The sequence below is a fragment of the Lysobacter sp. P5_B9 genome, from assembly GCF_054049835.1.
The window spans coordinates 26,019-48,088 of the sequence record NZ_JBFULP010000003.1 but is presented as its reverse complement, the minus strand read 5'-3'; the positions used below and the strand labels follow the sequence as shown (position 1 = coordinate 48,088).

The 22,070-nt window shown below is 67.1% G+C and carries 19 protein-coding genes; 9 read left to right on the top strand and 10 right to left on the bottom strand.

Features of this window, described 5'->3' with window-relative positions; genetic code table 11:
- Positions 1–112: 112 nt before the first annotated feature.
- Positions 113–1,339 carry a multifunctional CCA addition/repair protein gene (locus tag ACXJJ9_RS07810; protein ID WP_457096644.1) on the top strand — a complete coding sequence of 409 codons (1,227 nt, stop codon included), beginning with the start codon at positions 113–115 and terminating at the stop codon, positions 1,337–1,339.
- Positions 1,340–1,415: 76 nt separating this feature from the next.
- Here the strand turns inward: ACXJJ9_RS07810 and ACXJJ9_RS07805 are convergent, their stop codons facing one another.
- The 3 genes from ACXJJ9_RS07805 to ACXJJ9_RS07795 form a co-directional block, all read right to left on the bottom strand.
- A complete protein-coding gene (locus tag ACXJJ9_RS07805) occupies positions 1,416–4,043 on the bottom strand; it encodes a TonB-dependent receptor plug domain-containing protein (RefSeq protein WP_457096643.1) in 2,628 nt (875 codons plus the stop codon).
- A gap of 240 nt (positions 4,044–4,283) precedes the next feature.
- Entirely contained in the window at positions 4,284–4,664 is a 381-nt protein-coding gene (locus ACXJJ9_RS07800) for a VanZ family protein (protein WP_457096642.1), read from the bottom strand.
- Between the two features lie 20 nt (positions 4,665–4,684).
- Entirely contained in the window at positions 4,685–5,878 is a 1,194-nt protein-coding gene (locus ACXJJ9_RS07795) for a class I SAM-dependent methyltransferase (RefSeq protein WP_457096641.1), read from the bottom strand.
- A gap of 57 nt (positions 5,879–5,935) precedes the next feature.
- Between ACXJJ9_RS07795 and ACXJJ9_RS07790 the strand changes: the two genes are divergently transcribed.
- On the top strand, positions 5,936–6,676 hold the full coding sequence (locus ACXJJ9_RS07790) for a pteridine reductase (RefSeq protein WP_457096640.1): 741 nt from the start codon (positions 5,936–5,938) through the stop codon (positions 6,674–6,676).
- Between the two features lie 146 nt (positions 6,677–6,822).
- On the opposite strand, the gene ACXJJ9_RS07785 is transcribed toward ACXJJ9_RS07790, so the two are convergent.
- The 4 genes from ACXJJ9_RS07785 to tsaD form a co-directional block, all read right to left on the bottom strand.
- On the bottom strand, positions 6,823–7,650 hold the full coding sequence (locus ACXJJ9_RS07785; RefSeq protein ID WP_457096639.1) for a DUF6159 family protein: 828 nt from the start codon (positions 7,648–7,650) through the stop codon (positions 6,823–6,825).
- Between the two features lie 99 nt (positions 7,651–7,749).
- Positions 7,750–8,232: a 2-amino-4-hydroxy-6-hydroxymethyldihydropteridine diphosphokinase gene (gene folK, locus ACXJJ9_RS07780; RefSeq protein WP_457096638.1), complete on the bottom strand. Its 483-nt coding sequence runs from the start codon at positions 8,230–8,232 to the stop codon at positions 7,750–7,752.
- A 28-nt stretch (positions 8,233–8,260) separates the two neighbouring features.
- Positions 8,261–8,614: a dihydroneopterin aldolase gene (folB, locus tag ACXJJ9_RS07775; protein ID WP_310055134.1), complete on the bottom strand. Its 354-nt coding sequence runs from the start codon at positions 8,612–8,614 to the stop codon at positions 8,261–8,263.
- Positions 8,615–8,669: 55 nt separating this feature from the next.
- Positions 8,670–9,707, bottom strand: coding sequence for a tRNA (adenosine(37)-N6)-threonylcarbamoyltransferase complex transferase subunit TsaD (gene tsaD, locus ACXJJ9_RS07770; protein ID WP_457096637.1), 1,038 nt, complete (start codon positions 9,705–9,707; stop codon positions 8,670–8,672).
- 131 nt (positions 9,708–9,838) lie between these two features.
- On the opposite strand from tsaD, the gene rpsU reads away from it, so the two are divergent.
- From rpsU to ACXJJ9_RS07740, 6 genes are all read left to right on the top strand, one after another.
- Positions 9,839–10,054, top strand: a complete 216-nt coding sequence (gene rpsU / locus ACXJJ9_RS07765; RefSeq protein ID WP_056134345.1) for a 30S ribosomal protein S21 — start codon at positions 9,839–9,841, stop codon at positions 10,052–10,054.
- 159 nt (positions 10,055–10,213) lie between these two features.
- Positions 10,214–10,660 carry a GatB/YqeY domain-containing protein gene (locus ACXJJ9_RS07760; protein WP_457096636.1) on the top strand — a complete coding sequence of 149 codons (447 nt, stop codon included), beginning with the start codon at positions 10,214–10,216 and terminating at the stop codon, positions 10,658–10,660.
- Positions 10,661–10,670: 10 nt separating this feature from the next.
- The gene (locus tag ACXJJ9_RS07755) at positions 10,671–11,237 is read left to right on the top strand and encodes a hypothetical protein (RefSeq protein ID WP_457096635.1); all 567 of its coding nucleotides are present in this window, start codon (positions 10,671–10,673) and stop codon (positions 11,235–11,237) included.
- A 4-nt stretch (positions 11,238–11,241) separates the two neighbouring features.
- Complete coding sequence (locus tag ACXJJ9_RS07750) at positions 11,242–11,778, top strand: N-acetyltransferase family protein (protein WP_457096634.1); 537 nt, start codon at positions 11,242–11,244, stop codon at positions 11,776–11,778.
- Positions 11,779–11,881: 103 nt separating this feature from the next.
- Positions 11,882–13,651 (top strand): DNA primase, encoded by a 1,770-nt coding sequence (dnaG, locus tag ACXJJ9_RS07745; RefSeq protein WP_457096633.1) that lies wholly within the window; start codon positions 11,882–11,884, stop codon positions 13,649–13,651.
- Between the two features lie 101 nt (positions 13,652–13,752).
- Positions 13,753–15,759: a S9 family peptidase gene (locus ACXJJ9_RS07740; protein WP_457096632.1), complete on the top strand. Its 2,007-nt coding sequence runs from the start codon at positions 13,753–13,755 to the stop codon at positions 15,757–15,759.
- Positions 15,760–15,940: 181 nt separating this feature from the next.
- Here ACXJJ9_RS07740 and ACXJJ9_RS07735 read toward each other — a convergent pair whose 3' ends face one another.
- Entirely contained in the window at positions 15,941–18,076 is a 2,136-nt protein-coding gene (locus tag ACXJJ9_RS07735; protein ID WP_457096631.1) for an FG-GAP-like repeat-containing protein, read from the bottom strand.
- Between the two features lie 421 nt (positions 18,077–18,497).
- On the opposite strand from ACXJJ9_RS07735, the gene ACXJJ9_RS07730 reads away from it, so the two are divergent.
- On the top strand, positions 18,498–19,391 hold the full coding sequence (locus ACXJJ9_RS07730) for a hypothetical protein (protein WP_457096630.1): 894 nt from the start codon (positions 18,498–18,500) through the stop codon (positions 19,389–19,391).
- Positions 19,392–19,435: 44 nt separating this feature from the next.
- Here the strand turns inward: ACXJJ9_RS07730 and ACXJJ9_RS07725 are convergent, their stop codons facing one another.
- Together ACXJJ9_RS07725 and ACXJJ9_RS07720 are read right to left on the bottom strand one after the other, a co-directional pair.
- Positions 19,436–21,160: a phosphoethanolamine transferase gene (locus ACXJJ9_RS07725; protein WP_457096629.1), complete on the bottom strand. Its 1,725-nt coding sequence runs from the start codon at positions 21,158–21,160 to the stop codon at positions 19,436–19,438.
- On the bottom strand, positions 21,157–22,008 hold the full coding sequence (locus tag ACXJJ9_RS07720; RefSeq protein ID WP_457096628.1) for a phosphatase PAP2 family protein: 852 nt from the start codon (positions 22,006–22,008) through the stop codon (positions 21,157–21,159). The genes ACXJJ9_RS07725 and ACXJJ9_RS07720 overlap by 4 nt, the downstream gene beginning before the upstream one ends.
- Positions 22,009–22,070: the final 62 nt, after the last annotated feature.

Genomic DNA, 22,070 nt, shown 5'->3' with positions numbered 1-22,070 from the left:
GGCACAACACCCCGGCACGGTTAGCGCCGCGCGCGCGGCCGATGGCAACTACTGGCCGACACCGCCCTCCCTGCAACCCGGCCATCAAACCCGCTTCGCTTAGACTCGTTGCATGAAGACCTACCTCGTCGGCGGCGCAGTCCGCGACCGCCTGCTCGGCCTTGGCCACGGTGATCGCGATTTCGTCGTCGTCGGCGAAACGCAGGCTTCGATGCAAGCGGCCGGCTACAAGGCCGTGGGCCGCGACTTCCCGGTGTTCCTGCATCCGCAGACCGGCGAGGAATACGCGCTGGCGCGCACCGAGCGCAAATCCGGCCGCGGCTACCGCGGCTTCGTCGTCCATGCCGACCCCGCGGTGACGCTGGAGGAGGACCTGCAGCGCCGCGACTTCACCATCAATGCGATCGCGCAGGATGGCGACGGCCATCTGATCGACCCCTACGGCGGCGCGCGCGATATCGAAGCCATGGTGCTGCGCCACGTCAGCCCCGCCTTCGGCGAAGACCCGCTGCGCGTGCTGCGCGCGGCGCGCTTCATGGCGCGGTTCGCCAGCCTGGGCTTCACCGTCGCCCCGGAAACGATGGCGCTGATGCGGGCAATGGTGGCCAGCGGCGAACTCGCCGAACTCACGCCCGAACGCGTGTGGCAGGAGTTGCGCCGCGCGCTCGCCAGCACCACGCCTTCCGCGTTCCTGCGCACGCTGCACGACTGCGATGCGCTGGCGGTGGTGCTGCCGGAAATCGCTGCGTTGTACGGCGTGCCGCAGAGCGCGGAACACCATCCGGAGGTCGACACCGGCGTGCACATCGAACTGGTCTGCGACATGGCGGCGCGCCTGGCGCCTGGCGACGAACTGATCGGCTTCGCCGCGCTCACCCACGATCTGGGCAAGGCGCTGACGCCTGCGGACGTGCTGCCACGGCATGTCGGCCACGAAAGCGCCGGCCTCGCCCCGCTGCGCGCGTTGTGCGAGCGCCTGAAGGTGCCGCTGGAGCATCGCCAGCTTGCCGAGTGCACGTGTCGCGAACACCTCAATGTGCATCGCTTCGGCGAGCTCAAGGCCTCCACGGTGGTGGAGCTGATCGCGCGCTGCGACGGGTTTCGCCGGCCCGGCCGCATCGCCCAGCTCGCCGTCGCGTGCGAAGCCGACAAGCGTGGCCGCACCGGGTTTGCCGATATCGATTATCCGGCCGGGCAACAGCTGCGCGACGCGCATGCCGCGGCGCTGGCGGTACGCGCGTCCGACCTGCCCGGCGAACTGCAGGGCCCGGAGCTGGGCGAGGCGCTGCGCAAGGCACGGATCGCCGCGGTCGCGGCGGCGACGGGCAAGAAGCCCTAGCCAGGGTGCCCGCGACCGTGTGGAAAAAAATCGGGCGGCCGAAGCCGCCCGATGATTCGTCCGTTTCAGGACTCGATCAGAACTCGACCCCCAACTTCACGTACCACTCGCCACCGTTGAAGCCGAACGGCGAGGACAGCGGATACTGGGCACCCAGGAACCTGAGCGTGCTGTTCTGCTCCTTGTCCGGGTAGTTGTCGAAGATGTTGTTGCCGCCCACGGTCAGGTGGGCACGGTCGTCGAACAGGTTGAAGCTCACCGCCAGGTCGAACAGCCATTCCGAACCGAACTCGCTCTGCTCGCCGAAGGTGAAGTCCTCCCAGCCGTCGTAGCGGTTGGCACGGGTGGTGACGCTGAAATTCCATGGCGACTGCCAGTCGAAGGTCAGGACCGAACGGTTGTTGGGTAGCTGGTTTTCCAAGTCGGCCACGCGTTCGGCATCGAGGATCGGCGTGGTGGTGCCCGGAATCGTGTCGACGTGGTCGACCTCCTGCTTGTTCCAGCTGTGGCGGACGTCGAAGGTGCCGGTACCCCAGTTGCCGAAATCCGCCTTGTAGATCGCCACGAGGTCCACGCCGCGCGTGGTGGTGTCGACGCCGTTGGTGAAGTACGACACCTGTCCGGGAATGGCCGACGCCGGAATGCCCGCGGCAAGCAGCGCCGCCTCTTCCGGCGAGCCGGGGGTGATGCTGAAGTTGCGCAGCGCGATGCGGTCGTCGATCTCGATGTTGTAGTAGTCGAGGGTGAGGCTGAAGTTGGCGGTCGGGGTGTAAACCAGGCCGGCCGAATACGCGAACGACTCTTCCGCCGTCAGCGGTTGCGCACCCAGCGCGATCGCGGCCGCGCTGTTGACCGGGAAGGTACCTTGCGGGATCAGCGCGCCACTCGAGTTGGCCGTGGTGGTGATGTCCAGCGTATTGATCTGGCCCGGCGTCGGCGCGCGGAAACCGGTATTGACCGTGGCGCGGAAGGCCAGCGTGTCGGTCGCCGCGAAACGCGACGACAGCTTCCAGTCGAAGGTGCTGTCGAACGCCGAGGAATCCTCGAAGCGACCGGCCACGCCCGCGGACCAGCGCTGGGTCACGTCGGCTTCGAGGTCCACGTAGACAGCGCGGCTGTACTGGCTGAACTTGCCGGCACCTTCCGGCGAATCGCCCTGGAAGCCATCGGAGCCGAAGCCGAACAGGGCAGCGGTGGGGCCCACCTGGTACGACGCCGGGTCACCGGTGCCGATCTTGTAGGTCTCCTCGCGCCACTCGCCACCGAAGGCGACGTTGATCGGCGATGCGAACGCGTCGTTCTGCCAGGGGTAGGTGAAGTCGAGGTTGGCGCCGCGCTCGAGCTGGGTCAGGATCCCGGGCTCGAAGCTGGTGGGACTCAGGAGGCCCAGGCTCGGATTGATCGAGTTGATCAGCTTGTAATAGACCCGGTTCTCGCCCTGGCGCAGGCTGGCATCCCAGCGCAGTCCACTGTCGAACTTGCCCTTGGCACCGAACACGCCTTCGTAATCCATGATGTCGGCGGCGAAGGTCGGCGTGTAGCCGCCTGGGAACTGGGTATAGATCGGATTGAGGGCGATATAGCCGGACGGGCTGGTCGCAGACGGGGTCAGGAAGTCGGCCGGATTCAGGCCCTGCGCGAGGATGGCGTCGACGATGGACTGGTCCACCGGATCGGCTGCGGTGCCGCCGGTCGTTCCGCAGCCCACGCAGAGCGTGCTACGCGGGCCGATGCCCGCCACGCCCACTGGCGTGCGGTAGAAGAAGCTCGAGTCGAACTTCGAGTCGCCGTAGCTGCCGAAACCATAGAGGCTGGCGTTTTCGGACAACGGCAGTTCGGCATCGAAGAACGACCGCAGACCCTTGGAATTGGGGTCGCCCCAGCGCTGACCCAGGCCTTCGAACGGCACCTGGCCGGGACGCGCCGCTTCCACCACGGCCGCATCCGCACGTGGAATGCCACGCGAGGTGAAGTCGCTCTCGAAGTACTCGGCGGTCATGTTGAAGAAGCCGTCTTCCATGAGCGGCAGGCCCAGGTTGAACGAACTGCGCCACTTGTCGCCGTCGCCCTTGAAGGTCGAGCCGTACTGACCGTCGATGCGCACGCCCTTGGCGTTGTCGTTGAGGATGATGTTGATCACGCCGGCGATGGCGTCCGAACCGTACTGCGCCGAGGAACCATCACGCAGTACTTCCACTTTCGCGATAGCGGCGGCAGGAATCTGTCCGAAGTCGACAGCCTGCGAGCCCTGGTTGACGGTGCCGAACGGCTCGGCCTGCAGGTTGACCAGCGCCGAGCGGTGGCGGCGCTTGCCATTGATCAGCACCAGCGTCTCGTCGGGCGGCAGGTTGCGCAGACTGGCCGGGCGGATGAAGGCCGTGCCGTCGGCGATCGGGAAGCGCTGGGTGTTGAACGAGGGTGCGATGATGGCCAACTGGTCGGTCAGGTCGGCCGATGCCTGCTTCTCCAGCTTCGCGGGGCTGAACACGTCGATGGGTGAAAGCGACTGCGTGGGCGATCGGCCCTGCACGCGGGTACCGGTGACGACGAGTTGGTCGAGTTCGACCGGCTTCTTTGCGGCCGCCGGCTCGACCGGTTGGGCCGGTGCCTGGGGGTTTTCCTGTGCAAAGGCGGGCAGCGCGGCGCCCGTGGCGAGCGCGGCGATGACGGCCAGCGCCAGGCGGTTGCGATGGGTACGAGGCATGGTGGAAGTTCCTTTCTGGAAGTGGAAAGGGCTCCCCTGAAGCCCTGAACCGAGCTTCATAAATTTTTAACGTTTGCGCAAGCTGTCTGGATTGTTTGCCCAATCGGCTATTCACGCCGGTAACGACCGGCCAACGGCGAACACGGCGATTTCACGTGCCCTCGCGCACCGGCACGCCCGCCGGCTGGGGCAACCCCGCAGCCGTCCCTTGCTGCGACGCAGCAGCCGGCGGCGACCGCCCTAGCGCAGGCGCGCATCCAGCCGTTGCAGCCACCGCGCCGCCGGGGTGAACGCCAGCAGCAACCCCAGCAGCACGCCGGTGGCATTGGCCAGCGCATCGGCGGGGTCGGCCATGCGCGTCCGCGTCAGCATGCCCTGGGCGAATTCCAGCGCGATCCCCATCGCCACCAGCCCGGTGGCCGCGCACAGCTGCGCTCGCCAGCGCGCGAAGAGCAGCACCGCGCCCGTGGCCAGGAACCCATAGCTGAGCAGGTGTTCGACCTTGTCGAAGTTGCGCGGCACCGCCATCGGTGGCGGCGGCGTCAGCGACAACACGATGACGGTGACGATCGCCAGCCACCACAACGCCAGCCACAGCCGCGGCCGGCGGAATTCCCGCAATGGCGACCCGCCCCGCGCGCTCACAGGCGGAAGCTCAGATCGCCCGCCATGAAGGCGACGCCGAATTCGACATCCTTGGCGAAGCCCATCACCTGGAAGCGCTCGCCCATCTCGCTGGGCAGGGTCAGCTTCTTCACCTCGTTGCGGCGGCGCTGCTGTTCGGTCGCATCGTGCATGCGCTCGATGCGCTCGAACACGCTGGCCATGCCGTTGCCCAGCAGGAAACTCGCCTGCGAGCAGTAGCCGGCGAAGTCGAAGCCCGCCGCCACGCCGGCTTCGGCCAGGGCGGTGAAATCGACGGACGCGGTGAGGTCCTGCAGGCCCGGCCACAGCAGCGGTTCGTCGTGCATGCGGTGGCGGTAGTACGCGCGCAGCGTGCCGTCGGTGCGATCAGGCTGGTAGAACTCGCCGCGCGGATGGCCGTAGTCGACGAACAGCATCGCGCCGCGCTGCATCCCGCCCGACACGGCCTGGATCCAATACGGCAACTGCGGCAGCACCTCGGAGCGGTAGCCCTCGGCAAGAGGATGTTCCAGGCTGCGTTCGACATGGCGCACGGCATTGCCGAGGAAGGCGTCCGCCGGCCGCAGCGTGCGCGCGAAGCGGTCGCCGTCGATGGTCACGTATTCCTCGAACACCTCACCGTCGCGGATCGCGAAGCGCGGCGTCGGCAGCGCATCGATGACCTCGTTGGCGAACAGCACGCCGCTCCAATCGTCCGGGAGCGGACCGTTGAGCCATTCCACCAGTTCGAACAACATCGGCGACAGGCTGCGCTGCAGGCGTTCGCGCTGGCGCTCGCGCAGGTCGGCACTGGGTTCGAGGATCAGGTAGCGGTCGGGCAGCGCGTCGAGTTCGAGCAGGCGCTTGAGCGCGACCTCGGCGAAGGCGCCGCTGCCGCCGCCCAGCTCGAGGAACACGGCGCTCGATCCGAGTTGCTGCAGCACCGGCGCCACGCTTTCGGCGATGCATGCGGCGAAGATCGGCCCAAGCTCGGGCGCGGTGACGAAATCGCCGCCTTCGCCGAACTTGCGCGCGCCGGCGCTGTAGTAGCCCAGGCCCGGCGCATACAGGGCCAGCTCCATGAAGCGCGAGAACGGAATCGCGCCGTCGTTGGCGGCGATCTCGCGACGGACGAAGGCGGACAGGCGCTCGCTGTGGGCAAGCGCGTCGGCATCGGGTGCGGGGAGCGAGGTCGGGGGGGCTTGAGTCATGCGGCATTATCTCCCGCGACGCGTGCACAATGCCGCGACCACAAGGAACCGTCCGGCATGAACAACGCCCGCCCCGTCGCCCTGGTCACGGGCAGCGCGCGCCGCATCGGCGCGGCGATCGCGCGCACGCTGCACCGGTCCGGTTACGACCTGGTGCTGCATTGCCGGCATTCGCGCAACGAACTAGAGGCATTGGCGGCGGAGCTGGAAGCCGCGCGTCCGGATAGCACCTTCGTGCAGCAGGCCGATCTCACCGAGTTCGATCGCCTGCCGGAACTGGTCGCGCACGGCATCGGCCGCTATGGGCGGCTGGATGCGCTGGTCAACAACGCCTCGTCGTTCCAGCCCACGCCGCTCGGGACCGCTACGCCGGCGCAGTGGGATGCGCTCTTCGCCAGCAACGCACGCGCACCGTTCTTCCTCGCGCAGGCGGCCGCACCGCACCTCGCGGCCACGCGCGGCGCGATCGTCAACCTCGCCGACATCTACGGGGAACGCCCGCTGCGCGAGCACACGCTGTACTGCATGGCCAAGGCCGCACTGCTGATGATGACGAAGTCGCTGGCGCTGGAACTGGGGCCGGCAGTGCGGGTCAATGCGGTCTCGCCCGGCGCCATCCTGTGGCCGGAACAGGACGGCGACGCGGCCAGGCAGCAGGCGATGCTGCGGCGCACGCCGCTCGCGCGCACCGGCACGCCGGAGGAAGTCGCCGAAGCCGTGCGCTGGTTGTTGCAGGACGCGCACTACAGCACCGGGCAGGTGCTGCACCTGGATGGCGGGCGTCTATTGGACGCCTAGCGCCGCGATAGCCCGCTGAGGGAAGGGCGGATGAGGGGCGAACGAAGCGGCGTTGCATGTGCACCGGCGTCACCAGGCACGACCACCGCCCCTCACCCGGCGTCGCTACGCGACGCTGTCCCTCTCCCCGCAAGCGGGGCGAGGGCTTATTTCGCCTGGAACGCGTGTTGCAACTGCAGGCCCTGGAAAGCCGCCGGCGCCTCGCCATTGGTGGCGTACCGGTACAGCGCCGCGGAATAGATGCCGCTCAATGCCGCCTGGTACACGCCCACCAGCAGCACCGCCACCACGAACACGACAGCCACGGCGATGGCGAGCGCCATCGAGACCTGCGCGGCCAGGTAGGCCAGCAACGCGCCGACCAGGATGATCGAGAAGCTCACGAGCCCGAAGAACATGCCGATGCCGACGTTGCCGATCGCATTTTCGCCCCAGGTACGCTTGAGCAGGCTGGCGCTGTGCTTGAGCGCGTCGATCGGGCCCACGTTCTGGCTGACCAGCACCGGCACCACCAGGAAGGTCGCCAGCGTCCACGCCGCGCCCAGGCCGCTGCCGAGCAGGCGCACAAGCAGGCTGTCGTCATCCTTCATGCGCTTGAGCACCAGGCCGACCGTCGCCGCGATCGCGGCATAGCCGAGGATCGCCGGCAGGCGCGCCCGGGCGGCATTGAAGCCATCAGCGAGGGTCGGATCGCCACCGTCGAGGCGGATCATCGCCGCGCCCACCAGCGCGCAGTTGCAGAACAGGATCACGCTGTACTGGCAGAAGTAGAACGCGAACACCAGTACCGCACCGAACACGTTGAAGCCGCCGTCGAACACACGCAGCAGCCAGATCGGCAGCAGGAACGTCGCCAGCACCACCAGCGTCAGCGCGCCGGAGATGAGCGGAAACACCATCAACTCCTTGTCCGAGCGCAGTACCGCTGCACTCGCCTGGACCAGCGACCAACTGCGCGAAAACCTGTCGAACATCGTCCTGTCTCCCGTGGTTGCCTCATGGCAGCGCGCATCCTCGGGCCCGAGCGCGGACAACGCAAGCCATTGCGGTGCGAGGGCCCACGCGAAGCCGCGTCAGAGCGCGACCTGCTCCATGACGGCGTTCCGATCCGGGTGCAGGTCCCAGAGTTCGACCAGGGTGTGGCCCGTGCCCGGCACCACGGTGTCGGGCGCGATCTCCGCCAGCGGCCGCAGCACGAAGGCGTGCTGCAACTCCGCACGTGGGATCTGCAGGTGGCCTTCGCCTTCGAGCATCAAGTCGTCGAACAACACGATGTCGATATCAAGCGTGCGATCGCCGAAGCGTGGCCCGCTGCGGTCGCGGCCATGCGTGTCTTCGAGCGCATGCAGCCATTGATTCAAGGCGAAGGGATCGAGCGAGGTATCGATGATCGCGGCGGCATTGAGGAAGTCGCCGCCGTCGAAGCCGACCGCGCGCGTGCGGTACACCGGCGACAGCACGAGTCCGCCGAAATGCCGGCGCAGCGCGGCAATGGCTTCGCGCAGGTGCCGCTCCGGCTCGCGATTGCTGCCGAGGCTCAGGTAGGCCTTGCCCATCGGACCTTGCCCCATAGGAATCGCCGCCTCAGGCGCGGCTGCGCTCGATGATCACGCCGACCGCGCGCGCGCCACGCACCGCGCCGGGCTTGCTCAGCTTGAGCCGCACGTGCTGCACGCCGAATTCGTCGAGAATGATCGCGGCGACGCGCTCGGCCAGGGTTTCGACGAGGCCGAAGTCGGACTGCGACACGTATTCGACCAGGCGCTTGCTGACGGCCTTGTAGTTGAGTGTGTCCTCGATCGCATCCGATGCCGCCGGGATGCGGTTGTCGAAACTCATCTCGACGTCGAACAGCAGTGGCTGGCGGATGCGCCGTTCCCAGTCGTAGATGCCGATCAGCGCTTCGACTTCGAGCGCCTCGATGAAAACCTTGTCCATTCAGCGCGGATCCGTATGGCGTTGCAGGTGAAGGGGTGCGTTGAGCGGCGGGACGCTATGCGACTTCCGGCAGCGTCGCCATGTCCCAGCGCGGCGTCACCCGCACCGAGGCGTCGTTGTGCTGCCCGGCCCGCAGGCGCAGCGCACCGGCGAAGGCGATCATCGCGCCGTTGTCGGTGCAGAACATCGGGCGCGGGAAGCTGACGCGGCCACCACGCTTTTCCGCCAGCGCCTGCAGCCTGGCGCGCAGGCGCTCGTTGGCGCCGACGCCGCCGGCGATCACCAGGGTGTCGAAACCGGTGGCATCGAGCGCGCGACCGCACTTGATCGCCAGTGTGTCGACCACCGCATCCTCGAAGGCGCGCGCAATGTCGGCGCGGGTCTGCGCGGACTGGTCGCTGTCGCGCCAGGCCAGCAGGACCTGGGTCTTGAGGCCACTGAAGCTGAAATCGAGCCCGGGCCGGTCGGTCATCGGCCGGGCGAACTTGAACACGCCGGGCCGACCCTCCCCGGCCAGCGCAGCCAGCTGCGGGCCACCGGGATAGGGCAGGCCCATCAGCTTGGCGGTCTTGTCGAAGGCCTCGCCCGCGGCATCGTCGAGGGTCTCGCCGAGCAGGCGGTAGCGGCCGATGGCGTCGACCGCGACCAGCTGGGTATGGCCGCCGGAGACGAGCAGGGCCACGAAGGGCGGCTTGGTGTCCGCGTCCTCCATCAGTGGCGCCAGCAGGTGGCCTTCCATGTGGTGGACGCCCACGGCCGGCACGTCCAGCGCCCAGGCCAGGGACCGGGCCACGCCCGCGCCGACCAGCAACGCGCCGACCAGGCCGGGGCCTGCGGTGTAGGCAACGCCGTCGATATCCTCGACGGCCAGGCCGGCCTCGGCCAGGGTCTGGCGGATCAGCGGCAGCAGCTTGCGCACGTGGTCGCGGCTGGCCAGTTCCGGCACCACCCCGCCGTATTCGGCGTGCAGGGCGATCTGGCTGTAGACGGCGTGCGCGCGCAGCCCCGCCGCGCCATCCGGGCCGCCCGGATCGAGGGCATACACGGCGACGCCGGTTTCATCGCAGCTGGTTTCGATGCCGAGGACGTTCATGCGGTCGAATATGGGGTCTGGACGCGCGATTTGCAGGTAAGGTCCGCGGGCGGTTGCACGCGGCCGGAGTGGGCGGCTATCATACGCGGCTCCCCCGGTCCGCCCGGGTCGGTCCACCAACGAGATTACGTATGCCCAGCGTCAAAGTCCGCGAAAACGAGCCCTTCGAGTTTGCGCTCCGTCGCTTCAAGCGCACCTGCGAAAAGGCCGGCGTCCTGGCCGAGACCCGCAAGCGCGAGTTCTACGAAAAGCCGACGCAGGAACGCAAGCGCAAGGCGGCTGCCGCGGTCAAGCGCCAGGCGCGCCGCAGCTCGCGCGACGTCACCAAGCGTCAGCGCCTGTATTGATTGACCGGCGGGCCTGAGCCCGCCCGACAATCACGGCAGAAGCCGGCCGCGCATCGCGCTGCCGGCTTTTTGCATTTCTGGACTTCCCGGATCGCGTCCCGCCCGACCCTCCCGAGGCCGCCTTTAGCGATCCTGCCCTCCCCTCACCCGGAGCATTCCATGTCCCTCAAGCAACGCCTCACCGAAGACATGAAGGCCGCCATGAAGGCCGGCGACAAGGACACCCTCGGCGTGATCCGCCTGGTCAACGCGGCGATCAAGCAGCGCGAAGTCGACGAGCGCATCGAACTCGACGATGCCGCCGTGATCGCCGTGCTGGAGAAGGGCGTCAAGCAGCGCAAGGATTCGATCAGCCAGTACGAAGCCGCCAACCGCGAGGACCTGGCCGCGATCGAACGCGCCGAGATGGCGGTGATCGAGCGCTACCTGCCGGCGAAGATGGGCGAAGCCGAGATCCGCGCCGCGATCGACGCGGCGGTCACCGAGACCGGCGCCGCCAGCGCCGCCGACATGGGCAAGCTGATGGCCGTGCTCAAGCCGAAGCTGGCTGGCCAGGCCGACATGGGCCAGGTCTCGGCCCTGGTGAAGCAGCGCCTCGCCGGCTGAGCCCGCGCCCATGACCGGGCTGTTCGGCCGCTGGTTCCAGCGCAGGCCTCCGGTCGAGGACCGGGTCTGGGCCGACACCGGCGCCAGCGCCGCGGGACTGCGCCGCCAGGTCGTGCAGGCCCTGGCGGCAGGCAGCGCGGTGCTGCTGCTGGTACGCACGCGGACCGACCGCGAGAACCTCGCCCACGAGCTCGCCGCCCGCGCACCGCTGGTCGGCGGCGACCGCTTCGCCACGGACGATCTGCGACGCCACCTGCGCACGCCTGCCGCCCTCGGCGTCGCCTGCGTCGATGACCTGCGCGACACCGGCGCCACCACCGCCAGCGGGAATCCGGCGCCCTTGCAGGTGCACGTGCTCGGTCGCGGCCCGCGGCGCGGCGACGACCGCCGCCTGGCCGACCTCCTCGATCGCTGGGCCCCCGGCGTGATCGTGTTCCATCACTCGCTCGACGACGCCCTGCTGCGCACCCATGCCGGCAAGCTGCAGCCGCTGCTGCACAAGCTCGGCTTGCGGCCCGACGAGGCCATCACCAGCCCTTTCCTCACGCGCGCGATCGAACGCGCCCAACGCCCCTGATGCGATGACTATCCCGACAATCGCCGCGAAGATCGCCACGAACCGCCCCGGCGTCACCCTGCGCCTTGCCACCCGCGACGACGTGGCACTGATCCTCGCCCTCATCCGCGAGCTCGCCGAATACGAACGCGAACCCGATGCGGTGCAGACCGATGAAGCCATGCTCGCCGCCAACCTGTTCGGCGCGCAGCCCGGCGCGGAAGTGGTGATCGCCGAGGCCGACGGCCAGCCCGCCGGCTTCGCCCTGTTCTTCCACAATTTCTCGACCTGGCTTGGCCGTCGCGGCCTTTACCTCGAAGACCTGTTCGTCCGCCCCGAATACCGCGGCCGCGGCGTCGGCCAGGTGCTGATGGCGTACCTGGCGAAACTGGCGCTCGAACGCGGCTGCGGCCGCTTCGAATGGTCGGTGCTGGACTGGAACACGCCCGCGATCGACTTCTATCGCCGCCTCGGCGCCACCGGCATGGACGAATGGACCGTGCAGCGCGTCACCGGCGATGCGTTGCAGGCATTGGCCGCAAGCTTCGCCCCACGCGGTTGAAGCGTCCGCTGCACACGACCACGCGACCGCCTGCCGCCGCCGCGTACGGCGGACAAGCAGCGTGTGGGAACCCAGCCGATTTCCGTGGGACGATAGTCGCCTAATGGCCCGCATCCCCGACGCCTTCATCGATGATTTGCTCGCGCGATCCGACATCGTCGAGATCATCGGCACGCGCGTGCCGCTCAAGCGCCAGGGCAAGGAATACTCGGCCCGCTGCCCCTTCCACGACGAACGCTCGCCATCATTCACGGTGTCCCCGACCAAGCAGTTCTACCACTGCTTCGGCTGCGGCGCGCACGGCACCGCGATCTCGTTCCTGATCAACTACGACCGGCTCGAGTTCCTCGACGCGGTCGAGGAGCTGGCCAAGCGCATCGGCATGGAAGTGCCGCGCGACACCCAGCAACGCAACGCCAACCCCGACAGCCACGACCTGTTCAACGCGGTCGATGCGGCGGCGAAGTTCTTCCGCAAGCAACTGGCTGCGAGCGCGAAGGCGCAGGCCTACCTCGACGGCCGCGATGTCAGCGACGCGATCCGCGAGCAGTTCTCCATCGGCTACGCGCCCGACGGCTTCAACGCCCTGCGCGATGCGCTGGGCACCGATCCGCGCCGCATGTCCCTGCTGGAACGCGCAGGCCTGTTCTCGAAGAACGAGCGCGGCCACGTCTACGACAAGTTCCGCGACCGGGTGATGTTCCCCATCCACGACCGCCGCGGCCGCGTGATCGCGTTCGGCGGACGCGTACTGGAGAAGGACGACAGCCCCAAGTACCTCAACTCGCCGGAGACGCCGCTGTTCCACAAGGGCCGCGAACTCTACGGCCTGTGGCAGGTGCGACAGGCGCACAACAAGATCGAGCGCCTGATCGTGGTGGAGGGCTACATGGACGTGGTCGCGCTGTTCCAGCATGGCGTCGATACGGCCGTGGCGACCCTGGGCACCGCCACCACGCCCGACCATGCGGAACTGCTGTTCCGCAACGCACCGGACGTGTTCTTCTGCTTCGACGGCGACCGCGCCGGCCGCAGCGCCGCATGGAAGGCGGTGGAATCGGTGCTGCCGCGCATGAAGGACGGGCGCCAGGCGTTCTTCCTGTTCCTGCCCGATGGCGAAGACCCTGATTCGCTGGTGCGCACGGAAGGCCGCGACGGCTTCGACGCGCGTCTGCGCGCGGCGACGCCGCTGTCGCAGTTCTTCTTCGACTCGCTCGGCGTGGACGTGAACCTGTCGACGCTGGAAGGCAAGGGCCGCCTGGCCGAGCGCGCCAAACCGTTCCTCGCCCAGATTCCCGACGGCGCCTTCGGCGACCTGATGAAGCAGCGCCTGACCGAACTCACCGGCGTGGGCGCGCGTGCGAGCGCGCCGGACCCGCAGGCATCCGCAGCGCGCGCGCCACGACTCAACACGCAGGCGCCGAAACGCTCGCTGGTGCGCGCGGCCATCGAGCTGCTGCTGCACCAACCGTCCCTCGCGCTCAGCCTTCCGCGACCGCATCGCTTTCCGACCCTCAACCAGGCGGGGGTGGAACTGCTTGCGGAAATCATCGACCTGGTGGAATCGCGTCCGGACATCACCACCGGCGCCGTGATCGAACATTTCGCGGACCGCGACGAGTCGAAGGCTTTACAGAAACTGGCGGCCAGCAGTTTCATCGGCGATGAGCAGACGCTGGGCCACTCGTTCCTCGGCACCATGTACCAGCTCGAGTTGCAGGCGGTGGAACAGCGCAATTCCGAGCTGGGCGCGAAGCTGCGCGAGCTCGGCCCTTCGGGCATCGATGGCCTCGAACGCGCCGAGGTGACCCAGCTGTTGACCGAGGCCCGCTCATTGCGGGCGATGATCAGCAAGTACGCGGCACCCATGTAGGGCGGCCGTTGCCGCGCGTCCGGCCCGGCGGCATGACTTCCGGCCCGGACCGCTGGCGCCCCCGCGCGGTAGGCTCGGGTTTTCCATGACAGGGGAACCCGATGCGTTCGCGCCTCGCCTTATCCATCACCGCCATTGCGCTGCTCGGCGCGATGTCCGCGCATGCCACACCGGCGCCGGCACCGGCCACGACAGACAACAATGTCGTGCGCGAAGAAGTCGGAAATCGCGTCAGCGAAAACATTCCCGCCATTCCCGCCGAGCTGGTCGAACGCCTCAACCGCTACCAGAACACGCGTGGTGCCGGCCTCGCCGGCTGGACCAGGGATGGTTGCCTGCTGATCAGCACGCGCTTCGCCGAGACAGCGCAGGCGCACCGCGTGTGCCAGCCGATGGGCATGCGCGAGCAGCTCACGTTCTATCCGGAGCCGCTCGGCGGCATGACCGTCGCGCCCTCGACGTCGAAGCTGGACGGTTTCGTGTTCGGCAAGGACAAGGGCGGCGACGAATTCTCGCAGCTGTACTGGTTCGACTTCGCCTCGCGCAACACCTCGTTGCTCACCGACGGCAAGCGCACCCAGAACGGCGGCGCGCTGTTCTCGCGCGACGGCAGCCGCGTGGCCTACAGCAGCACCGCGCGCAACGGCACCGACACCGACATCTGGGTGCGCGATGTCGCCAGCGGACAGGCGCGCGTCGTGGTCAGCGCAGGCGGCAGCTGGAGCGCGCAGGACTTCTCCCCTGATGGCCAGCGCCTGCTGGTGACGAAGTACGTGTCGGCGGCGGAGTCGTATCCGGGCGTGGTCGATGTCGCGACCGGCAAGCTGGAACTGTTCCCGGTCGACGGCGGCAAGGCGGCGTTCGGGGGCTTCGCGTTCGCGCCTGATGGCCACGCGGTCTATTTCGTTTCGGATGAGCCCCTGGCGGGCAAGGCGCAGGAATTCCAGACCCTGCGTTACCACGATCCGGCCTCGGGTAAATTCGAGGTACTCACCCGCGACATCCCATGGGACGTCGACGGCTTCACCATCGCCGAGGATGGCAGGCACCTCGCCTACGTCACCAACGAGGACGGCATCAGCCGACTGCATGTGCTGGCCCTGCCATCGCACCGGGAAGTGAAGCTGCCTGCGCTGCCGATCGGCGTGATCGGTGGCTTCAGCTTCGCGCCCGATGGCCAACGCCTCGCCCTGACGCTCAACAGCGCCACGTCGCCGAGCGACGTGTATGTCGTCGACCTCGCCGGCGCGAAGCTCACGCGCTGGACGCAGAGCGAAGTCGGCGGCCTCGACGCCAGCCGGTTCGTCGCGCCGACGCTGATCCGCTACCCGACCTTCGACAAGGTCAACGGCAAGCCCCGGACCATCCCGGCGTTCTACTACCGCCCCGCCAACATCCCGGCCGGCACGAAGCTGCCGGTGGTGATCAGCATCCACGGCGGTCCCGAGAGCCAGGCGCAGCCCGTCTTCACTCCCACCGCGCAGTTCCTCGCCAACGAACTCGGCGTGGCGATGCTGGTGCCGAACGTGCGCGGATCGTCCGGCTACGGCAAGACCTACCTCGCCCTGGACAACGCCGCCAGGCGCGAGGATTCGGTCAAGGACATCGGCGCCCTGCTCGACTGGATCGCGCAGCAGCCCGAACTCGATTCCTCGCGCATCGCGGTGCAGGGCGGCAGCTATGGCGGCTACATGGTGCTGGCCTCGCTGATGCACTACAGCGACCGCATCCGCGCCGGCGTCGATATCGTCGGCATCTCCGACTTCAGCACCTTCCTCACCAACACCGAGAGCTACCGCCGCGACCTGCGCCGCGCCGAGTACGGCGACGAGCGCACGCCTGAGATGCAGCAGGTGTTCGCGGAGATCTCGCCGGCACGGCATCCGCAGCGCATCAGGTCGCGCCTGTTCGTCGCCCAGGGCAAGAATGATCCACGCGTGCCGTACAGCGAGGCCGAGCAGATCGTGAAGGCAGTGCGCGGCAACGGCCAGCCGGTGTGGTACCTGCTGTTCAACGACGAAGGCCACGGCTTCAAGAAGAAGGCCAACAACGACTACTACGGCGCGGCAACGATCCTGTTCTGGCAGCAGCACCTGCTCGCAAAGTAAGCCATCGCCAAGATTGCACTCGACGGCCCGCAGTGATGCGGGCCGTTTGCGTTGGACAGGGGTGTGCACCTGTCTTCTGAGTCCGGCTCATAGCTCGAAAAAACGACGGCCCGCAGCAATGCGGGCCGTTTTGTAATTAGTGGGTGGCGCAACGTCGCGCACCTGGAACGGTTCGGCTGCCTTACGGGACAATCGACCAATTCAAGTCAGTGACGCCAGCCACACCCTGCTGCAGCGTGATATTGCCCGACAACCAGATCGCGTTCTGGCCAGTATCGATATTGCGCCAGAACACATCCGACTTGCCGTCGCCGTTGTAATCACCCCCGGTGACGATCGTCCAGTTCGGATCGGTTACCGTTGCCGTGCCCGGCCGCGTGGCGACATTGGCCGACAACCAGATCGAGTTCTCGCCAGTACTGCTGTTTCGCCAGAGCACATCCGCCTTGTGGTCGCCATTGAAGTCGCCGATACCGACGACTTTCCAGTTCTGGTCGGAAACCGCCGCCGCCCCCTGCCACGTGGCGGCATTGCCCGACAACCATATCCCGTTCTCGCCAGAACCGATGTTGCGCCAGAACAAATCCGCCTTGTTGTCGCCATTGAAGTCACCTATGCCAACGACTTTCCAGTTCTGATCGGGAACTGTCGGCAACCCTTGCCGCGTGGCGACATTGCCCGACAACCAGATCGAGTTATCGCCAGTACCGATGTTGCGCCAGAACACATCCGCCTTGTGGTCGCCATTGAAGTCAGCGGTACCACCCACTTTCCAGCTCTGATCGGCAACCGGGCTCACTACAAGCCGCGTGGCGACATTGCCCGACAACCAGATCGAGTTATCGCCAGTATCGATGTTGCGCCAGAGCACATCCGTCTTCGCGTCGCCATCGAAATCACCGACACCAACCACTTTCCAGCTCGGATCCGTAACCGGGCTCACTACCGGCTGCGTGGCCAGGTTTGCCGACAGCCAGATCGAGTTCTGTCCAGTGACGGTATTGCGCCAGAAGACGTCTGATTTACCGTCGCCGTTGAAGTCTGATTTGCTGTCGCCGCTGAAGTCGCTGTTGCGACGCGAGGTGGCGTCAAACGGAACAATCATCCATGCCGGATTCGTAACTCCGGTCACGGCCAGCTGCGATGCGATATTGCTTCCCAGCCAGATCGCGTTCTGGCCAGTATCGATATTGCGCCACAACACGTCCGATCTGCCGTCGCCGTCGTAATCCCCCACGGCGACGATCTTCCAGTTCTGATCGGAAACCGTCGCCGCCCCCTGCCACGTGGCGGCATTGCCCGACAACCAGATCCCGTTCTCGCCAGTACCGATGTTGCGCCAGAACACGTCCGCCTTGTTGTCGCCATTGAAGTCGCCGATACCGGCGACTTTCCAGTTCTGGTCGGGAACCGTCGGCATCCCCTGCCGCGTGGCGACATTGGCCGACAACCAGATCGAGTTCTCGCCAGTACTGCTGTTGCGCCAGAGCACATCCGCCTTGTGGTCGCCATTGAAGTCGCCCACACCGACGACTTTCCAGTTCTGATCGGGAACCGCCGATGCCCCCTGCCACGTTGCGGAATTGCCCGACAGCCAGATCCCGTTCTCACCAGTACCGATGTTGCGCCAGAACAGATCCGCCTTCGCGTCGCCATCGAAATCACCGATGCCAACCACTTTCCAGCTCTGATCGGCAACCGTGGTCACTGCACGCTGCGTGGCCAGGTTTGCCGACAGCCAGATCGAGTTCGCGCCCGTACTGCTGTTGCGCCAGAACACATCCGACTTCGCGTCGCCATCGAAATCACCGAAACCAATCACTTTCCAGCTTTGATCGGCAACCGGGGTCACGACAAGCTGCGTAGTCAGGTTTGCCGACAGCCAGACTGCATTCTGGCCAGTGTCGATGTTGCGCCAGAAGACATCCGACTTGCCGTCGCCGTTGAAGTCGCTGCTGCGCGCCATGCCGGGAGGCGGAGGAGGCGGCGGAGGCGGAGGCGGAGGCGGAGGCGGCGGAGGCGGGGCGCCAGTGACGGTGATCGTGCCCGCCATGCCTACGCCGGGAGAGCCATGTACCTCGCAGTAAAAGCCGACCATTCCCGCAACTGGAAAGGTCACGGTCGCCGACCAGGACGCGCTGCTTGGGTTGCCGCTTCCGCCGGCACCATCGCAACCGTTGGCACAACGAAAAGCTGTCGCCGCCCCCGGAGCCGAGGTCACGTTGTGCAAGCCGCCGCCATTCCGGAACGTCACCGTGTCGCCGGCGGCAATAGTGAGGTTTTTCGGTGAGAAGGTAAGGTTGGAAAGCGCGGTCACGACGTGGTCCGCAGCGGACGCACTGGCCGAAAGCAACACACCAACCGCAATGGCCGACCATCGGACTCCCACGGGGTGATGGCTGCCGCGCCGGGAAATGGTGCTATGTCTTTCGTCGGATCGGAAATCGCCACTGCCGATCCGCGGCAACTGGAGCGTCCGGGCAAGCGTTCGACGTGATTGCATGGCACACCCCACGCTCCTGGTGTTCTGGCCGGCCGGTTCGACCCATTCCTGAGGCGAAGCTCGTTCCGACGCGCGCTGACAATGCATCCCCGCGCGTTCATTCCTCGCGAAGGGTGCCACGCGTAAATACCCGTGGATCGGCAATCGGTTCGATTATCATCCGACGGGTTCGGCCCGCCCCGAAGCAAGCCGAACCCCTGCAACCGTGTGGCGGTGAGGCGGTGAGGCGACGAGCATGGGCGCGCGATCCATCTTCCTGTCGACCCTCTTGTTGGCGTGCGCCGACGCGCGCGCGCAAACCGTAATCCAGAACAACGAGAGACTGGCCTCCGACCGTCCGGAGGCCTGGGCGATGAACTACTTCGCCGCGACGACTTTCATGACCGGATTTGGCGAAACACCGGCGCTGGCACCCGGACAGTGGCAGCTTGGCGTGGAACTGGGGCACATCCCGCATTTGAGCGAGGAACAGCAAAGAGTCGGCTTCAACGGTTTCAAGTCCGAGGACTTGAATCGCTCTACAGCGCTAGGGCGAATCAGGGTAATGGCCGGGCTGCCGGCGGGCTGGGTCGCCGAGCTGGGCTACACACCGCCGGTTTCGATCAACAACACCCGGCCTCGCAACCTTGTTGCGGCCGCCATCGGCCGAAGAGTGATCGAGCGGGGACGCTACGCGCTGTCGGCCCGCTTCCTTGGGCAGCATGGCAGTGTGTCGGGCGATATCACCTGTCCGGGTGAGCTCGCCGGAATTTCCGACAGCGAACGCAATCCCGCTGGATGCCAGGCGGCGTCGGACGATCGCGCGCAATTGAACTATTACGGATTCGAACTGACCTCAAGCCTGGACCATGCCCCCTGGCGTTGGCATGCGAGCCTGGGCCTGATACGCACCGAACTGGAGGTGCAAGTGGATGCACTGACCTTCGACGTGAGGGATCGCTCCCGCCTGACGACGCAGGACGTGGTTCCTTATCTCGCGGTCGGAGCGAATCGTGACCTGGCCAGGCATTGGCACTGGGGCGCGGAGATTCTTTACGTCCCTCTCACCGTGCAACGCAACGCCGAGTCCTCACGCGAGAACGATCCCTTGACCAGCTTCCGGCTGCAACTGAGCTACCGTTTCGATTAAGGCGCGTTCGATCAACGCGCCTGTGGAAACGGAATGGCGCGCGCTCAGGGCGCTGCCAGCACCTTGCCCGCCCCGCTGCCTTCGCAACGCGCGAACAGGTCGAGCCTGGCGTCGTATTCCTTCGTGCGCACCTGCATCGCGCCGAGCACGGAATGGAACAGGTTGTCCTGGCTGACGGGGTCGGCGCTGTGTTCCTTCAGGCATGCCGTGTCGATGCCGCGCGACGCCGCGAAACCGGGGGACAGCCACATCACCATCGGCACGCGGGTCTGGGTGTCCGGCGCGATCGCATAGGGCACGCCATGCAGGAACAAGCCGTTCTCGCCCAGAGACTCGCCGTGATCGGACAGGTAGATCAGCGCGGTGTCGCGGCCGCTCTGCTCACCGAGCAGGCGGATCGTGCGCGCGAGGAAGTCGTCGGTGTAGAGCACGGCGTTGTCGTACGCGTTGACGATCTGCTCGCGGCTGCACTGGTTGAGGTCGGAGGTCGCGCACACCGGGGTGAAGCGGTTCAGGCGTGCGGGATAGCGCGTGTAGTACGCAGGCCCGTGGTTGCCGAGCTGGTGCAGCACGACGACCTGGTCACCGGGTTGCGCGGCCACGCGCTCGGACAGGCCGTGCAGCATCGCCTCGTCGAGGCAGCCGTCCTTGGTGCAGGCACCAGCCACGTCGCCGTGCTCGAAGGATTCGAAGGCCAGGCCTTCGCACACGCCCTTGCAACCGGTCTGGTTGTCGCGCCACAGGGTCTTGATGCCGGCGTGCTCGAGCACGTGCAGCAACGATTCGGAATGCTTGATGCGGTCCTTGTCGTAGTGGGCGCGGCCATACGGCGAGAACATGCACGGCAGCGAGATCTCGGTGCTCGAGCCACAGGCCTGGACCTGCGTGAAGTTGACCGGACCCGACGGCGACTGGCGCATCGCCGCCAGCTGCGGCGTGGTCTGGCGGAGGTAGCCGTTCATGCCCCAGTTCTGCGCACGCACGGTCTCGCCGACGACCAGCACGAGCAGGCGCGGCTTCGCGCCGACCGGACGGCCGACGACCTTGGCCTGCGTTCCCACCGGCTCGCGCGGGCGGTTGCGGTCGGCATGGGCATCCTGCGCGACCTGCACCAGCGAGACCAGGTAGTTGCCCGGCGTGACCAGGTAGCGCAGTTCCTTGTGGTTGCGCATCAGCGCGGAGGTGCTCTGGAACGACGCCAGCAACGCCACCGCCGCCACCACCAACGCCAGTACGATGCAGGCCAGGCGCACGCCCAGCGCGCGCAGCAGCGGACGCTGCTTCAGGCGCACGCGCCACAGCAGCACCGCGGGGAGCACGCCGTTGAGCAACAGCGACGGCAGGGCCGCGAACGACACCAGTTCGTGCGACTCCTTGCCATCGGTATGCAGGATGTTGCGCAGCATGTCGGCGTCGAAATACACGGTGTACGCCGCCATGAAATACGCGGCCGCGGCGCTGGCGATCAGCAGCACGCCCAGCAACGGCTTCGCGATCCAGCGGTTGAGCAGCACGCACAGCAGGATCGTGTGCAACGCGGTGATGGCGACGAACAGGCTCGCCATCGTGAGCGCGCCAGCGCCACCCTGCAGCGCGCCGGTCGCGGCGACGGCACGGAAGAAGGTCTGGTTGCTGGTCAGCGTGAAGAAGAGGCTGGCGATCAGCGCCAGCGTCTCGATGCTCAGCTCGGGACGGAAACGGGCGGCGCGCGCGCCCCACGACGCCAAGCGCGACAGGCGCCCGGCCGGCAGGCTGGGAACGAAACTCATGGGTAGGGTACTGCCGAAGGAACGGGCGGTGCGGGCTCAATCGCCGCGACCGGTGACTGTAGTCGATCCGACCCCCTCCAGAATGCGCGCTGGAGCACAACCGCGCAGATCCAGCAGATTGCCACGGCGGCGATGTCATGGGAGAGGAAGTGGGCGCCCCGCAATTGCTGGGAGATGCCGAACAGCAGCCCGGCGCCGAGGCCGACGCCCAGGCCAAGCCAGCGCAGCCGCGGATTCACGGCCAGCAGGAAGAAGTACAGGGCCAGCCAGGTGTAACCGCCTCCGGCGTGGCCGGCGGGAAAGCACACCCCGCGGCCGAGGCCGGTCGGGCGCAGTTCGAACAGGCCGATGTAGGGCCGGGCGCCACCGTAGCGGACCAGGTCCCACGGGCAGTCGACGTTCGACCACGACTTGATCCAGGCCACCAGCAGCGTCGACAGCGCGGTGGCGGCCAGCAGGTACAGCAGCGGCCGGCGCAGGTGCGCCCAGGATGGCCGGAAGCGGGCCACCAGCCAGGCGGCCAGCACGGCCAGCCAGGCCGCCGTGCTCAGCTGGCGGCCGGCGACGTGGATCAGCTTCTCGTTGAGCCAGGCATGGCGCAGCGCCCACGCATGGCCTTCCCACGCATACAGCCGATCCGCCAGCCACAGGTCGCCGTGCGCCAGGGTCCAGACCACGTAGAAGGCGGCCAGTACCAGCAGCGGCAGCAGCCCGTGCTTCCAGTAGAAACCGGGGGCCCGCCAGGCGTGAACCGCCGTCCGCGCGGGCGCGGCCACGGGCGGCACGAGCACCGGCGGGGAAAGGTCGGAAACAGGAAGCGGCATGCGGCGGATCGGGAGTTCTTTCAAGACGACCGCGGATGGTCGGGCCGGGGTCGTCGGAGAACGGTGGGAGCCGGGTTCGCAATCCG

What these genes read in the sequence shown, in the direction of transcription:
- ACXJJ9_RS07810 (WP_457096644.1), top strand. Translation starts at nt 113, where the DNA reads ATGAAGACCTACCTCGTCGGCGGCGCAGTCCGCGACCGCCTGCTCGGC.
- ACXJJ9_RS07805 (WP_457096643.1), bottom strand. Translation starts at nt 4,043, where the DNA reads ATGCCTCGTACCCATCGCAACCGCCTGGCGCTGGCCGTCATCGCCGCG.
- ACXJJ9_RS07795 (WP_457096641.1), bottom strand. Translation starts at nt 5,878, where the DNA reads ATGACTCAAGCCCCCCCGACCTCGCTCCCCGCACCCGATGCCGACGCG.
- ACXJJ9_RS07790 (WP_457096640.1), top strand. Translation starts at nt 5,936, where the DNA reads ATGAACAACGCCCGCCCCGTCGCCCTGGTCACGGGCAGCGCGCGCCGC.
- ACXJJ9_RS07785 (WP_457096639.1), bottom strand. Translation starts at nt 7,650, where the DNA reads ATGTTCGACAGGTTTTCGCGCAGTTGGTCGCTGGTCCAGGCGAGTGCA.
- folK (WP_457096638.1), bottom strand. Translation starts at nt 8,232, where the DNA reads ATGGGCAAGGCCTACCTGAGCCTCGGCAGCAATCGCGAGCCGGAGCGG.
- folB (WP_310055134.1), bottom strand. Translation starts at nt 8,614, where the DNA reads ATGGACAAGGTTTTCATCGAGGCGCTCGAAGTCGAAGCGCTGATCGGC.
- tsaD (WP_457096637.1), bottom strand. Translation starts at nt 9,707, where the DNA reads ATGAACGTCCTCGGCATCGAAACCAGCTGCGATGAAACCGGCGTCGCC.
- rpsU (WP_056134345.1), top strand. Translation starts at nt 9,839, where the DNA reads ATGCCCAGCGTCAAAGTCCGCGAAAACGAGCCCTTCGAGTTTGCGCTC.
- ACXJJ9_RS07760 (WP_457096636.1), top strand. Translation starts at nt 10,214, where the DNA reads ATGTCCCTCAAGCAACGCCTCACCGAAGACATGAAGGCCGCCATGAAG.
- ACXJJ9_RS07755 (WP_457096635.1), top strand. Translation starts at nt 10,671, where the DNA reads ATGACCGGGCTGTTCGGCCGCTGGTTCCAGCGCAGGCCTCCGGTCGAG.
- ACXJJ9_RS07750 (WP_457096634.1), top strand. Translation starts at nt 11,242, where the DNA reads ATGACTATCCCGACAATCGCCGCGAAGATCGCCACGAACCGCCCCGGC.
- dnaG (WP_457096633.1), top strand. Translation starts at nt 11,882, where the DNA reads ATGGCCCGCATCCCCGACGCCTTCATCGATGATTTGCTCGCGCGATCC.
- ACXJJ9_RS07740 (WP_457096632.1), top strand. Translation starts at nt 13,753, where the DNA reads ATGCGTTCGCGCCTCGCCTTATCCATCACCGCCATTGCGCTGCTCGGC.
- ACXJJ9_RS07730 (WP_457096630.1), top strand. Translation starts at nt 18,498, where the DNA reads ATGGGCGCGCGATCCATCTTCCTGTCGACCCTCTTGTTGGCGTGCGCC.
- ACXJJ9_RS07725 (WP_457096629.1), bottom strand. Translation starts at nt 21,160, where the DNA reads ATGAGTTTCGTTCCCAGCCTGCCGGCCGGGCGCCTGTCGCGCTTGGCG.